Genomic DNA, 14,753 nt, shown 5'->3' with positions numbered 1-14,753 from the left:
TTGTAAAGAGCGATAAAAGTTTAATCACTCAATCACTAAATCGCTCAATTCACTAATTGAAGTTATGACAAGCAATTTTATAGATTATGTAAAAATAAATTGCCGTTCTGGCAATGGTGGGGCTGGGTCAAAGCATTTTCGCAGAGAAAAACACGTACCTAATGGCGGCCCAGATGGAGGCGATGGTGGTAGAGGTGGCCATGTAATATTAAAAGGCAATTCTCAACACTGGACACTCCTGCATCTCAAATACCGAAAGCATATCAAAGCGGAAAACGGTATAGCAGGTGAAGGAGGAAGAAGAGCCGGAGCACAAGGTAAAGACGAGATTATAGAAGTACCACTTGGCACAATAGCCAGAGATGCCGAAACGGGCGAAATCATTGGCGAAGTAACCCAGGATGGGGAAAGAATAGTTTTATTGTCGGGAGGAAGAGGTGGCTTAGGTAACTACCATTTCAAAAACTCGACTAATCAAGCTCCTGAACACGCACAACCAGGCGAATCAGGAGAAGAAGCCTGGCTCATTTTAGAGCTTAAAGTATTGGCAGATGTGGGCCTTGTAGGCTTTCCTAATGCCGGAAAATCAACTTTACTGTCGGTAGTTTCGGCTGCAAAACCAGAAATTGCTGATTACCCTTTCACAACCCTTACGCCTAATTTGGGCGTAGTAGCCTATCGTGATTTTAAATCTTTTGTAATGGCCGACATACCGGGTATTATTGAAGGTGCATCTGAAGGAAAAGGCCTTGGACTACGTTTTCTTAGGCATATCGAGCGAAACCCAATATTGCTGTTTCTGGTTTCGGCCGATAGCGAAAATCCTGCAAAGGAATACAAAACCCTGCTCAAAGAATTAAAACAGTACAACCCAGAACTACTCGATAAAAAGAGAATTTTAGGTATTTCGAAATGTGATTTAGTCGACGAGAAACAAATCGCAAAAATTAAGAAGAAAATCCCGGTCGATTTGCCTTATGTATTCTTCTCTTCCTTTTTAAATCAGGGAATTGACGAATTAAAGGATCTTATCTGGAATAATATTTATGAGGTCAATTGATAATTAACCAATCGATGTCTGGAAATATTTTTCATTAATCTTAGTTGATTAGGGGTAATACGCCAGTTAAGGTTCAGATTAAAGAAATTTAATCTGGTGCTCAAGGAATAATTCTTAATTTCGGAATACAGAAAATAGCCTATGCCGTACCATGATAAATATATCATGGAGATTTTGTTATGGATTTATTTGTAGCACAACGTGACTAATAAATAAATGGACATGAAAAAGAATAGCTTATTCCACAAGACTAATTATTGATTGAGTGAACCTTTACTATTTAACTAAGACCATGAAGAAAATACTTGTGGGCTTATTCCTCTTGGCAAATTCAAGTGTTTTTGCACAACTCATGATTACATTCCCAATGAATCGGGCCGTTTTTCAGCGGAATAACTCGGGGGGAGGAGTGATACCTATTGCCGGAACTTTTCAGACCAGAGTCGACAGGATTGATGCCCGTCTGGTTTCGATAAAGGGAGGCTCAACCGTTGATTGGATACCAATCTCAGTCAATCCAAACTTTGGAAGTTTTTCCGGAGGCATTTACGCAGTCGGCGGTTGGTACAAATTGGAAGTTAGAGCCATTTACGGTAACAATGTCATCAGTACTGTTTCGATTGAAAAAGTTGGTTTAGGTGAAGTCTTCTTAATTGCAGGCCAATCAAATGCACAAGGCTATGAAGGTCGTGGAAATCCACCATCTCTTGACGATAGAGTAAATATCGTTACCAATTTCTACTCTTATGGACAAATAACCGAAGTGCCTTTTCCTGTTGTAGGGCATTTGGATGAAAATATGAAAATTGCTCCCCTGGGCAATGGTTCATGGTGTTGGGGCAAATTAGGCGATTTACTAACCACTAAGCTTGATGTTCCGGTTATGTTTTTTAATGCAGCTTTTGAGGCATTGGGCGTTGAAGAATGGAGCAAAAGTGCCAACGGCGAACGTGGACAAGATTTCTATTCCGGGAATTATGCGATGCCGGGCTATCCTTTTGAGAATATCCGTAAATCAATGCATAATTATGCCAATATGTTCGGAGTAAGGGCAATACTCTGGCATCAGGGCGAAACTGATAATGATAAGGGAACAAGTTTTGATACCTACAAGAATGCACTGCAATACGTAATTCAACGAAGTAGAAATGATAGTGGAAGAGAAATAAGCTGGATGGTCAGTAAAGCTTCTCGGACCAGAAGAGGCACTTCGCAGACGATTATTGAGGCTCAAAGAGCCATTATAAGAGAATATCCCAATGTATTTAATGGCCCTGATACAGATGAAATTCTTCATCGCTCAGATGGTGTGCACTTCGAAAGTTTTAGTTTAATACAACTCGCCGAAGCGTGGAGTGATAGATTGAATGATGATTTTTTTATACGTTCAAACCCTATTCCAGCCTCTTCTCCTTTGTCTTTCCAGATGTTTTGTAGTCCTGATAATGTAAATACCCCATTAAACATTTTTATGCCTGATGGTTTTAAAGAATATTATTGGACCAATGGTTTTGGCAATATCAACAGCAATTCAAATATTCAGGTTAAGAACGGTTATTTCAGAGGGAAGGCCGTTGATTATCTGGGCAATGTATATTATACAGCAGGAGTAAATTATGTAGGGGAGGTGGTTCCTGAAAGACCTTCACTGTCTGCCGAAAGTGCTACTGATTTTTGTCAGGGTGGAAGTGTGCGACTAACTGCCTCTACCGATCAGGAAGTAACCTGGAGTACTGGTGAATATGGTAAGTCAATTATTGTTTCTCAACCCGGATACTATGTGGTAAACAGAAATAATTACTTAGGATGTTTCAATACCTCTAATGGCATTAATGTGACAGTTTATCCGAATCCGGAAGCTAAAATAGTAGCCGAAGGGCCAACAACTTTCTGTCAGGATAATTCTGTCAATCTTCGCTCTACCAATCAAACGGGAAACCTTTGGAATACAGGGTTAAGCAATCAGACTATTAATGTAGATAGATCCGGTGAGTATTTTCTGAAAGTTAAAAATGACTTTGGTTGCGAAAGTATCTCAGACAAAGTAATTGTTACGGTGAATCCTAAACCTAGAAAACCTACCGTTACAGCCGATGGTCCAACGGTTTTCTGCGCCGATACCAGTGTGAATATTGCATCTGACGTGCTGGATGAAATTGCCTGGAATACCGGACAAACAGCTCCTCAATTGAGAATTGCCAATAGTGGAGATTTCTTTGTGACAGCCACTAACCAATTCGGTTGTCAGGAAATTTCTAATACTATTTCAATCAAAGTCAATCCCAATCCGCAGAAGCCAACGATTACCACCGATGGGCCAGCCATCTTTTGTCATGGAGATAGTGTTAACTTATCAGCAACGCAAAGTGTTGGATATATCTGGAATAATAACCGGACGACACAGAGTTTTAATGTAGGATTGTCAGGTGTATTCTCAGTAAAAGTCAGAGATGAAAACGGATGTGTATCTCCTGTGTCAGATGAAGTGAGTGTGACAGTAAAAGATAATCCATTAAATATAGGCATTTTCCAATCTGGCCCTTACACCCTTGAAGCACTCACGAACGGCCCATTTGATTCAACCTTTGAATGGTATAAAGAGGGTACAGCGTTAATTAAGCAAGAGCGTGTGATAAAAGCCAAAGAATCGGGGACTTATACACTAAGAGGTTCTATTTTGTATTTACTCGATAATGGTGAATCACTCCGCTGTTATTCAAAAACTTCTGAACCCTATATCTTCAAAATAGACTCATCTGACGATGGTGCGCGAATTTTCCCAAATCCAGCTACTGGTGATCAAGTGAACATTGAGACATTGCAGGATCTGGAGGATGTTCAGATAACCTTCTATGATGTAAGAGGAACAATTGTCAGGGAATTCAAAGTTTATAAGTTTGACTCAAGAAAAACTTTAAAACTTGGGAGCCTCCCGACAGGCAATTATATAGTGACCATTACAAACAAAGATTTCAAGGTACTAAAACGTGTTTTTGTAGAACAAAACTAATTTTCTCGCCATTAAATAAAATTTTAATACTTTTATTAGGCATACTCTGTTGTTAATCTTTAAGTGCATTAGTAAATTTGTTTCTCCATGCAATAAATTTTAACTCAGGTATATATGCTTAAAAAGAAATGGTTGGTAATAGTATGGAGTTTTATTGCTTTCAATACCTACTCACAAATACAAATTACCTTCCCTGTTTCGCGAATTGTCTTTCAGCGGAATAATAACAATCAGGCCAATGTAAACATTACGGGAAGTTATTTCCAACAATTAGACCGTATCGATGCACGTGCTTATCCTGTTTCTCCTGGCCAGGGCAATGAAGTTGGCTGGACTACCATACAGGATTACTTAACTACCGGTATTTTCAACGGATTTCTTCAATTGAGTGGAGGCTGGTATAATATCGAAGTAAGAGGAGTTTTAAACGGACAAGTAGTAACCTCTTCTACACTTGAAAGAGTGGGAGTGGGTGAGGTATTTATCGTGGCCGGACAATCAAATGCGCAAGGTGATGCCAGCTATTCAGGCGGTGCCATTGGCGCAAGTGATGACCGTATTTCTACGATTGATTACTACGATGCTAATCTGAACGAAACTCAACTCCCGTTCCAGTTCACTCACATGAATAATTTCTCCCGAATGGCTCCATATAATTATGTACCATGGTTCTGGGGGCGATTAGGAGATAAATTGGTGCAAAAATACAATGTTCCTGTTTTGTTTTACGGCGCAGCCCTGGGTGGGATTGGTGTAAGTGCATGGAGTCGCTCTTCAAATGGTGAAGACTTACGTAAAGAATTACCTTCCTTTATTGCTGTTCCGGGAATGCCTTACCGGGCTTTGAAAGCCACTTTGCAACAATATGTGACACGTACCGGAGCAAGGGCAGTGCTTTGGCAACAAGGCGAAAGCGATGACCAGACTTCCTCGAATGCTTATTTCAATAATTTGAAAATAGTTATCGAAAAAAGCCGTAATGATTCGGGTAAAGGAGATTTGGCCTGGGTGGTTGCACGTTCTTCCCGAAACCCAAGTCCACATCAGAATGTAATAGATGGGCAAAACGTTACTATTGGTAATGTGCCTAATGTATATCCCGGTCCTAATACAGATGAAATTTTTGGGTCTAATTTCAGAGCTGACGGTGTTCACTTTCACAATGAAGGTTTAAACAGAGCGGCCGAATATTGGAATGAGGCTTTGAATGATGGCTTTTTTTCAAATTCACGCCCATTAGAGTCAAGAGGGTTAGTCAATGTAAGCTTATCGTGTAACCCTGCCAATCCTAATAATAGATTTACTATTCAGGTAAACGGTGATTATAGCAGCTTTAGCTGGAGTAATGGAGTAAATGGACGTTCGATAACGGTAAATAACGGAAGCTATTCAGTAAAAACGACGGATTGGTCAGGTAATACACTTTTCTCACAGCCTATTCCTATTTCTCCAAACAATCCGGTTGTTCAGCCTTTTATAAATATTAGTGGGCCAACTACTTTTTGTGATGGGGGTAGTGTAGTGCTCACATCAAGCGAATTCGCAGGTAATATCTGGAATACAGGTGAACGGGGAAATACGCTTATAGTTCGTAATTCAGGCACTTATTTATTGACAAATTATAGTCTCAATGGTTGTCCATCGGTATCTGGTTCAATCAATGTGAATGTCAATCCATTACCACGGAATAATATTATTGCCATGAAAGAATTACCCATTTGTCCTGACGATAGCGTGATGTTGGTAACAGATAATTTCGATAATGTTTTCTATGAATGGAATACCAATGCTAACTCACAGAATATTACTGTAAGAGATGCCGGGACATATAGCTTAAAACTTAGAGATCAGAATGGTTGTGAATCTACCAGCTTTATCAATGTCGGGCTTCGTGAACGTCCGGTTACTCAGATAATTCCGGATGGACCAACCGTGTTTTGTTTAGGGAAAAGTGTAAATCTGAACCCTAATGGTGATTTTAGCGGCTATTTCTGGAGTAATGGTGTGACTGACAAAGCCAATAATATCAGAGCGAGCGGAGATTATTCTTTGAGAGTTAAAGACGGGTTTGGGTGTTTCTCATTACCTGTATCTCAAAGTGTAACAGTCAATCCTTTACCTAGCATAAAAATTGCGGCCACTGGTCAGGAACAGTTCTGTCCGGGCAACGTAGTAAATCTTACGGCTGCCTCAGACGAGAACTATGTATATATGTGGAACACGGGAGCAGATTCAAAATCTATAACCATTGCTGATCCTGGCTTATATACCTTAAGAGTAAGGGATAATAATGGTTGTGAATCTACTGCAGATTCAATTGCTTTGAGCTTTATTCCACCTCCATCGGTTTCTATCTCTACCGTAGACAATATTAACACGATTTGTGATGGATTGAGCGTGACATTGAATGGTAGCAATGCGGTAAGTTATGCCTGGAGTACAGGCGCAACTTCAAAAGATATAGTAGTAGAAGATGCCGGAACGTATACACTTAAAATAAGAGATGATAAGAATTGCGAATCAAACCCGGTTTCTTTTCAGGTTTTTGTCAAAGATTCGCCACCTATGCCAACGTTAGAAAAAGATGGAGCTTATCAGATAATAGCCATTCCGGCAACAAATATTGCAGGGCAATACTATAACTGGAAAGTAGAAGAATCTGCCTTACCTGATACATCAGCTATTCTGAAAGTACCTCAGCAAGGAAACTATGCTGTGCGTACCACCCTAAAGTATAATAATACCAACAATGGTTCTTTGGTTTGTTATTCGCCGTTTTCACCAGTGCTTAATTTTCTGATACCGGTCGGAGATAATGGTTTAAGGGTATATCCCAACCCTAACCCAACCGGATTATTTACTATTGAAACCTTTGGTGATAATCCCAATGCCCGGATTGATGTGTATACTTTAAAGGGAATCAATGTTTTTTCAGGAACAATAGCCGAATTAAAACAGAAACGGGAATTAAACCTAAAAACGCTTGAACCGGGTGTATATATTATCAGGCTTACCAGCGGAGACTTTAAGGCGACACAAAAACTTTTCATTAAATACTGAAAGGGCTCAGAGCCTGTTTAAAGATTGTTTTCTGACTACCTGGCTTCTATCTGAAAAAAGCCTTTAAGGGTGAGGCTATAATTTTGAACAGGCTCTTAATATTCAACCTTTTTTATTTTGTTTCTAAACTTTCCTTAGTAATTTTGAAACGCGAATGGTATGCAACCATACGACGCGTTTAATTGTTGTTAGTATAGGCAGAAAATCAGTATAATTCCTATATTATTCATTACTATTACAGTTATCATGAAAGAATACTTGCCTTCAGATTTTCTCCCGATTTTGGTGCAGTTAATCGCTGCCATTGGTTTTATAGTCTTTACAATGATTGTTACTCACTCAATAGGTCCTAAAAGACATAGTGCAAAGAAAGACGACCCTTTTGAGTGTGGTATCGAGGCACAAGGTGATGCCAGAACACCTATTTCAATCAAATATTTTCTTATAGCCATTTTGTTTGTTCTTTTCGACGTAGAGATTATCTTTATGTATCCATGGGCTGTAAACTTTATGAAGCTAGGTTGGTTTGGTTTTGTCGAAATGGTGGTTTTTGTAACTTTATTAATGGCTGGTTTTTATTACATCATTAAGAAGGGTGTATTAAGCTGGGAAAAAGAATAAGCACCAGTCGGATTATACCAATCCGACAATTTTGTTTTAGGGTATATACCATTGAGTGAATTAGTGATTGAGCGACCGACGCCCGGCGATTTAGTGATTAATTTTTTTACTAATTTGTTTTTTCTAAATAATTTCCTGAAGTTAGAGACAGAAAAAACTCTAATCACTCAATCACTAATTCGCTCAATCACTAATTATTTATCACAGATTTCTCAAAATTGTTTTGACTTAAAAACGTTTTAAGTTACTAAACAAGAACAGATAACGAATATGAGTTCAGTAAAAATGGTGGAAGCACCGGAAGGATTAGAAGGAGCAGGTTTCTTCGCCACCTCACTAGATAAAGTTATAGGTATGGCACGTAGCTTCTCGTTATGGCCATTGCCTTTTGCCACTTCTTGTTGTGGTATCGAGTTCATGGCAACTATGGGCTCCCACTACGACATTTCACGTTTTGGCTCTGAGAGACCAAGTTTCTCACCTCGTCAGGCTGACCTTTTGATGGTAATGGGTACTATTGCCAAAAAAATGGGTCCTGTCGTAAAACAGGTGTATTTACAAATGGCTGAGCCACGTTGGGTAATTGCCGTAGGCGCTTGTGCATCCAGTGGTGGTATTTTTGATACATATTCAGTATTGCAGGGGATCGACCGTATCATTCCGGTTGATGTATACGTTCCGGGTTGTCCGCCTCGTCCAGAGCAAATTCTGGATGGTTTGATGCAGATTCAGGAATTGGCAAGAAACGAATCTCTTCGCCGCAGAAATACCCCTGAATACTCAGCCTTATTAGAGTCTTATAATATTCAATAAAAAATTGAGTGATTGAGCGATTTGGTGAATGAGTGATTAACTTAAAACTCTTAGGTTAGTCCCTGTAAAAAAAAATCACTAAATCACTCATTCACTCAATCACTCAATAAAATTGCATGTTAAGTAGTCAACAAATAGCAGAAGATTTATTAACTCATTTTGGTGAAAATGTGAAGAATTTCGAAGAACCTTATGAGTTGCTTACTTTCACAACCAATCGCCAGAATATAATCAATCTGCTGGTATATCTCAACAAGCACGAAACATTCCGTTTCCGTTTCCTTACCGATATTTGTGGTATCCATTTCCCTGATAATACAGGTGAAGAGTTTGGTGTAGTATATCATCTGCATAGCCTGGAAAACAATAAGCGTATCCGAATTAAAGTATTTCTTTCGGCTGATGATATTCATATTCCTACGGCTACTACATTATATCCTACTGCTAACTGGCTGGAAAGAGAAACGTATGATTTCTATGGAATTATTTTCGACGGACATCCGAATCTGAAACGTATCCTGAATATAGATGAGATGGATTACTTCCCGATGAGAAAAGAGTATCCTTTAGAAGATGCGACACGTAACGATAAGATTGATGCACTTTTCGGAAGATAGTAGCACAGTTTGTTAATCCGTAAATTTCGGAAGCAATATAAATTTGAACAATTAGCATAGCGATACAAACTATTCGAGGTTAATTGAAAATAGTATACAATGGCAGAAGAACTGATTATCCCTAAAAACACTACTGATGCATTGGCTTTGAACAGGCCAATTGTTGAAGAGACAGAATATACTACACTCAATCTGGGGCCTACTCACCCCGCAACACATGGTATCTTCCAGAATGTGTTGAAAATGGACGGCGAAAAAATTGTATCAGGCGAACAAACAGTTGGATACATTCACCGTGCCTTTGAAAAAATCGCAGAACGTCGCCCTTTTTATCAGATTACCACCCTTACCGACCGTATGAACTACTGTTCGTCGCCTATTAATAATATGGGCTGGCATATGACAGTGGAAAAATTGTTGGGTGTGACCGTACCTAAACGTGCGCAGTACATCAGGGTAATTATGATGGAGTTGGCTCGTATTGCTGATCACTTGATTTGTAACTCTATCCTTGGTGTAGATACAGGAGCTTATTCAGGCTTCCTATACCTGTTTCAGGAAAGAGAGAAGATATACGAAATCTATGAAGAGATGTGCGGTGCCCGTTTGACAACCAATATGGGTCGCATTGGAGGAATGGAACGTGATTTATCACCAACGGCGCTGAAAAAAATCAAACAGGCCGTTTACCATGACCTACCCAAAGCCCTGGCTGAATTTGAAAAGCTCTTCAACAGAAACAGAATATTTATTGATAGAGTAGTAAACGTAGGGCCAATCACTGGAGAACGCGCACTGGAATACGGCTTTACTGGCCCCAATCTACGTGCTGCCGGCGTTGATTATGATGTGCGTGTAATGGAGCCTTACTCATCTTATGAAGATTTTGAATTTGATATTCCGATAGGACATAATGGTGATACCTACGATCGTTTCATGGTGCGTAATCAGGAAATGTGGGAGAGTATCAAAATCATCAAACAAGCGATTGAAAACCTGCCGGAAGGCCCGTATTACGCCAACGAAGACCATTACTATTTACCTCCAAAACAAGAGGTATATCGTAATATGGAAGCCCTTATCTACCACTTTAAGATTGTAATGGGCGAAATCGACGCTCCAGTAGGAGAGGTATACCATGCAGTTGAAGGCGGCAACGGTGAATTGGGCTTTTATCTGGTAAGTGATGGTGGCCGTGCTCCTTATCGTTTACACTTCCGTCGTCCTTGTTTTATTTATTATCAAGCTTACCCTGAAATGTGTAAAGGTGTTGCCATTTCAGACGCCATTGCAATTATGAGTAGCCTCAATGTAATTGCCGGGGAATTAGATGCCTAAAATTTGATTACACAAAATGACTGAAACCAAAAATACAATAGCTTTTACTCCTGAACGCTTGGCAACAGCCAAAGAAATGATTGCGCGTTATCCGGAAGGAAAACAAAAATCAGCTTTGATGCCTATTATGCACTTAGCCCAAGAGCAATTTGCATGGATGAGCCAGGACGTAATGGATTATGTTGCTTCATTGTTAGATATTACTCCGGTAGAAGTATATGAAGTAGCTACTTTTTATACCATGTTCCACTTAGAACCAGTTGGCAAACACGTGATTGAGTATTGCCGTACAGGCCCTTGTGTGTTAATGGGTGGAGAAGAAGTATATGCACATTTGACACAGAAATTGGGGGTAAAAAAAGGACAGACTACTTCAGATGGTCTTTTTACCTTAAAAGAAGTTGAGTGTCTGGCTGCTTGCGGCTGGGGGCCTTGTTTCCAGATTCGTGAGAAGTATTACATGCATTTGACAAATGATAAAGTTGACGAGATAATTGCCGACTTATCTAAATAATATAGCCGTTTCATTTACTGAAACAGCAATCAATATAAGTTTTTGATTTTCTAATATAGAATCATGAAGATATTAACCGAACATATTAACACCCCGGGTATTGAAACCTTCGATGTTTATCGCAAAAAAGGTGGTTATACGGCTGTTGAGAAAGTAATCAAGAAAATGACGCCTGAGGAGGTAGTGGAAGAGGTAAAGAAATCAGGTGTGCGTGGTCGTGGAGGTGCAGGTTTCCCGATGGGTATGAAATGGTCTTTCCTTGCAAAACCAGAGGGTGTTCCTCGTTATCTGGTTTGTAATGCTGATGAATCAGAGCCAGGTACTTTCAAAGACCATTATCTGATGAAAAATATTCCGCATCTATTGATTGAAGGAATGATTATTTCAAGTTATGCCTTGGGTGCCAATAAATCGTTCATCTATGTAAGAGGCGAGTTAATGTATGTGATTCGTATACTCGAAAAAGCTATTGAAGAAGCGAAAGCAGCAGGCTTTTTAGGAAAAAATATTTTAGGTAGCGGTTATGATCTTGAATTAATCGTTCAACCGGGTGGTGGGGCGTATATTTGTGGAGAAGAAACAGCCTTGTTGGAGTCATTAGAAGGTAAAAGAGGTAATCCAAGAAACAAACCTCCTTTTCCTGCTGTAAAAGGTCTGTATCAATGCCCAACTGTAGTGAATAACGTAGAGTCTATTGCTACCACTTCTTGGATTATCAACAACGGTGGAGAGGCTTATGCCGCTATCGGAATCGGTAAAAGTACAGGTACTAAATTGATTTCAGCTTCGGGCCATATCAATAACCCGGGTGTATATGAAATCAACTTAGGTGTATCTTGTGATGAATTCCTGAATTCAGATGAATATTGTGGTGGTGTTCGCAAAGGGCATACCTTAAAAGCAGTAGTTGCAGGAGGTTCATCAGTACCTATTGTACCGGGTTCATTATTCTTGAAAACTGCTAATGGTGAAGATCGCTTAATGAGCTACGAATCATTATCAGATGGTGGTTTTGCAACAGGAACGATGTTAGGTTCTGGAGGATTTATTGTATTTGACGAAACGGCTTGTATCGTTCGTAATACATGGAATTTCGCGCGCTTCTATGAGCATGAATCTTGCGGACAGTGTTCGCCATGCCGCGAAGGAACTGGTTGGATGCAGAAAGTATTGAATCGTATTGAGCACGGAAAAGGCTCTATGCATGATATAGACTTATTGGTAGATATTTCAAAGAAAATAGAAGGGAATACAATTTGCCCGTTAGGTGATGCAGCGGCCTGGCCGGTTGCCTCGGCTATCCGCCATTTCCGTGATGAATTTGAATGGCATATTAAAGAACCAATAGCAGCCACAAAACCAGGTGCAGTGTATATGAAAGACATTGTGTTAGCCTAAGCCACCTGTTGTAACTGAACAAAGAAAATTGATTTTATGGAAAATACAGCCCCTCAATTATTTAAAGTAACCATTGATGGTGTAGAGGTTGAAGTACCACCGGGAACAACCATTTTGCAAGCGGCACGTAAAATTGGGCCTGAGGTTGCACCTCCTGCCATGTGTTATTATGAGCCTTTAAAAGGTTCAGGTGGAAAATGCCGTGCTTGTTTAGTGAAAGTTTCAGCAGGTTCAGCTAAAGACCCTCGTCCGATGCCTAAACTGGTTGCTTCTTGTATTACACCTATTCAGGATGGAATGATAGTAGAAAACTTCACCAACCCGCAGGTAGTAGATGCAAGAAAATCGGTAGTTGAATTCTTATTGGTTAATCACCCATTGGATTGCCCTATCTGTGATCAGGCAGGAGAATGTCACTTACAGGATTTCTCTTATGAGCATGGTGTGGGTACGACCAGATACGAAGAAGACCGTCGTACATTCGAGAAAGAAGATATAGGCCCTTATATTCAGTTGCATATGACGCGTTGCATTCTTTGCTACCGTTGTGTTTATACAGCTGACCAGATTACAGATAAACGCGTACATGGAGTAATGGGTCGTGGAGACCACGCCGAAATCTCAACATATATCGGGCAGGCGATTGACAACGATTTCTCAGGAAATGTAATCGATGTATGCCCGGTAGGTGCCTTGACTGATAAAACCTATCGTTTCAAAAACCGTGTATGGTTCTCTAAACCGGTCGATGCCTATTGTGATTGCGAAAAATGTAGCGGAAAAGTACAATTGTGGTATCGTGGTGATGAAGTAATCCGTGTAACTGCCCGTAAAAACGAGTGGGGTGAAGTAAAAGAATTTATCTGTAACACCTGCCGTTTCGAAAGAAAACAAACCAGCGACTGGACAATAGAAGGACCAACAAAAGTTTCTCGCGCTTCGGTTATTTCTGCTAACAAATACGGTAAAAACTTAGTGAAGAAACCTGATTTTGCCCTGAAATTAGCCGAATCACAATATAAGAAAATTTATGATGACCGCCCTTATCTCCACGAAATGAAGGAGATTGAGAAATCAGAAGACTATAAGGCTTTAATGGCGACAGACGAAAAATATTTTGGGCATAAGTAATTGATATTCTATGAACGGATTTATTCAATGGGCAAACGAAACCATGTTTCTTTGGAAAGCCCTTATCATTTTAGTGATTTTTGCAATTACCCTCGGCATCGCAGCCTATTCAACCTGGGCAGAGCGTAAAGTAGCCGGATATATTCAGGATAGACCCGGCCCAAACCGTGCAGGATGGGGTGGATTATTGCAACCATTAGCCGACGCAGGTAAAATGTTCTTCAAAGAAGATTTTATTCCGGCACAGGCTGATAAATGGTTATTTATCTTAGGTCCTTGTCTTTCGATGCTTACAGCCTTGATGTCGAGTGCAGTAGTACCATTTGGTGGAGCTTTTCTTATTGATGGAAAAGAAGTAACTGTACAAGCAATAGAAATTAATATCGGTATCCTTTATGTATTTGGTGTAGTTTCTTTGGGTGTTTATGGTGTAATGATTGGTGGTTGGGCATCTAATAACAAATTTTCGTTGTTAGGCGCTATCCGTGCTGCTTCTCAAAACATTAGCTACGAATTAGCTATGGGTATGTCAATCATCGCTATTCTGATGATGTCAGGCTCATTATCGTTACGTACCATTGTTGAGCAACAACATGGATTTAACTGGAATATTTTCTATCAACCACTAGGTTGTTTAATATTCATAGTTTGCGCCTTTGCAGAATGTAACCGTACGCCTTTCGACTTACCCGAGTGTGAAACTGAATTAGTAGGTGGCTATCATACTGAGTATAGCTCAATGAAACTAGGATTCTATCTATTTGCTGAATACATCAATATGTTTGCTTCATCTGCCGTAACCGCTTGTTTGTTCTTTGGTGGATACAACTATCCGGGTATGGATTGGGTGCAAACACAATTAATTGGTGCTTTTGGTCAAACTGTAGGACAAAACCTGGCTACTTTTGTAGGTATAGGAAGTATGTTTACAAAAATTCTTTTCGGAATCTTCTTCTTTATGTGGGTGCGTTGGACTGTCCCACGTTTCCGCTACGACCAGTTGATGAACTTAGGCTGGAAAGGCTTGATTCCATTAGCTGTCGGAAATATGATTATCACAGCTGTTGCCATGCTGTCAGGCTATAAATTAGCCGGAATCTGGATTGGCTTAGCTGTATTGATTCTGATTATTTCTGTTTTCTGGGCGATGCGTCCAAGAAAGAAAGCCGCAATTTTAGGTGCTTAAAACAC

General features: G+C 39.9%; 11 protein-coding genes. All 11 read left to right on the top strand.

Translation table 11 applies throughout. From position 1 onward, the window contains the following. Positions 1 to 64: 64 nt before the first annotated feature. The 11 genes from obgE (at position 65) to nuoH (ending at position 14,748) form a co-directional block, all read left to right on the top strand. Positions 65 to 1,060 carry an Obg family GTPase gene (gene obgE / locus ACYVFA_RS01375; protein WP_460469991.1) on the top strand — a complete coding sequence of 332 codons (996 nt, stop codon included), beginning with the start codon at positions 65 to 67 and terminating at the stop codon, positions 1,058 to 1,060. Between the two features lie 292 nt (positions 1,061 to 1,352). Further along, positions 1,353 to 4,070, top strand: a complete 2,718-nt coding sequence (locus ACYVFA_RS01370) for a T9SS type A sorting domain-containing protein (protein WP_460469990.1) — start codon at positions 1,353 to 1,355, stop codon at positions 4,068 to 4,070. A 114-nt stretch (positions 4,071 to 4,184) separates the two neighbouring features. Beyond that, positions 4,185 to 7,130 carry a sialate O-acetylesterase gene (locus tag ACYVFA_RS01365; protein ID WP_460469989.1) on the top strand — a complete coding sequence of 982 codons (2,946 nt, stop codon included), beginning with the start codon at positions 4,185 to 4,187 and terminating at the stop codon, positions 7,128 to 7,130. A 243-nt stretch (positions 7,131 to 7,373) separates the two neighbouring features. After that, the gene (locus tag ACYVFA_RS01360; protein WP_460470193.1) at positions 7,374 to 7,751 is read left to right on the top strand and encodes an NADH-quinone oxidoreductase subunit A; all 378 of its coding nucleotides are present in this window, start codon (positions 7,374 to 7,376) and stop codon (positions 7,749 to 7,751) included. A gap of 270 nt (positions 7,752 to 8,021) precedes the next feature. Next, complete coding sequence (locus tag ACYVFA_RS01355; RefSeq protein ID WP_460469988.1) at positions 8,022 to 8,564, top strand: NADH-quinone oxidoreductase subunit B; 543 nt, start codon at positions 8,022 to 8,024, stop codon at positions 8,562 to 8,564. Between the two features lie 116 nt (positions 8,565 to 8,680). Further along, on the top strand, positions 8,681 to 9,181 hold the full coding sequence (locus ACYVFA_RS01350) for an NADH-quinone oxidoreductase subunit C (RefSeq protein WP_460469987.1): 501 nt from the start codon (positions 8,681 to 8,683) through the stop codon (positions 9,179 to 9,181). Between the two features lie 99 nt (positions 9,182 to 9,280). After that, a complete protein-coding gene (locus ACYVFA_RS01345) occupies positions 9,281 to 10,519 on the top strand; it encodes an NADH-quinone oxidoreductase subunit D (protein ID WP_460469986.1) in 1,239 nt (412 codons plus the stop codon). A gap of 16 nt (positions 10,520 to 10,535) precedes the next feature. Beyond that, positions 10,536 to 11,033, top strand: coding sequence for an NADH-quinone oxidoreductase subunit NuoE family protein (locus ACYVFA_RS01340; protein WP_460469985.1), 498 nt, complete (start codon positions 10,536 to 10,538; stop codon positions 11,031 to 11,033). 63 nt (positions 11,034 to 11,096) lie between these two features. Continuing rightward, positions 11,097 to 12,431 carry a complex I 51 kDa subunit family protein gene (nuoF, locus tag ACYVFA_RS01335; protein ID WP_460469984.1) on the top strand — a complete coding sequence of 445 codons (1,335 nt, stop codon included), beginning with the start codon at positions 11,097 to 11,099 and terminating at the stop codon, positions 12,429 to 12,431. Positions 12,432 to 12,467: 36 nt separating this feature from the next. Continuing rightward, positions 12,468 to 13,562, top strand: a complete 1,095-nt coding sequence (locus ACYVFA_RS01330) for an NADH-quinone oxidoreductase subunit G (RefSeq protein ID WP_460469983.1) — start codon at positions 12,468 to 12,470, stop codon at positions 13,560 to 13,562. Positions 13,563 to 13,572: 10 nt separating this feature from the next. Beyond that, positions 13,573 to 14,748 (top strand): complex I subunit 1/NuoH family protein, encoded by a 1,176-nt coding sequence (gene nuoH, locus ACYVFA_RS01325; RefSeq protein WP_460469982.1) that lies wholly within the window; start codon positions 13,573 to 13,575, stop codon positions 14,746 to 14,748. Positions 14,749 to 14,753: the final 5 nt, after the last annotated feature.

Source organism: Emticicia fontis (assembly GCF_054779675.1).
This window is presented reverse-complemented; position numbering and strand designations above follow the sequence as displayed.

Excerpts from the sequence above, each read along its gene's own strand:
- obgE (WP_460469991.1), top strand. The coding sequence starts at position 65 with ATGACAAGCAATTTTATAGATTATGTAAAAATAAATTGCCGTTCTGGC.
- ACYVFA_RS01370 (WP_460469990.1), top strand. The coding sequence starts at position 1,353 with ATGAAGAAAATACTTGTGGGCTTATTCCTCTTGGCAAATTCAAGTGTT.
- ACYVFA_RS01365 (WP_460469989.1), top strand. The coding sequence starts at position 4,185 with ATGCTTAAAAAGAAATGGTTGGTAATAGTATGGAGTTTTATTGCTTTC.
- ACYVFA_RS01355 (WP_460469988.1), top strand. The coding sequence starts at position 8,022 with ATGAGTTCAGTAAAAATGGTGGAAGCACCGGAAGGATTAGAAGGAGCA.
- ACYVFA_RS01350 (WP_460469987.1), top strand. The coding sequence starts at position 8,681 with ATGTTAAGTAGTCAACAAATAGCAGAAGATTTATTAACTCATTTTGGT.
- ACYVFA_RS01345 (WP_460469986.1), top strand. The coding sequence starts at position 9,281 with ATGGCAGAAGAACTGATTATCCCTAAAAACACTACTGATGCATTGGCT.
- ACYVFA_RS01340 (WP_460469985.1), top strand. The coding sequence starts at position 10,536 with ATGACTGAAACCAAAAATACAATAGCTTTTACTCCTGAACGCTTGGCA.
- nuoF (WP_460469984.1), top strand. The coding sequence starts at position 11,097 with ATGAAGATATTAACCGAACATATTAACACCCCGGGTATTGAAACCTTC.
- ACYVFA_RS01330 (WP_460469983.1), top strand. The coding sequence starts at position 12,468 with ATGGAAAATACAGCCCCTCAATTATTTAAAGTAACCATTGATGGTGTA.
- nuoH (WP_460469982.1), top strand. The coding sequence starts at position 13,573 with ATGAACGGATTTATTCAATGGGCAAACGAAACCATGTTTCTTTGGAAA.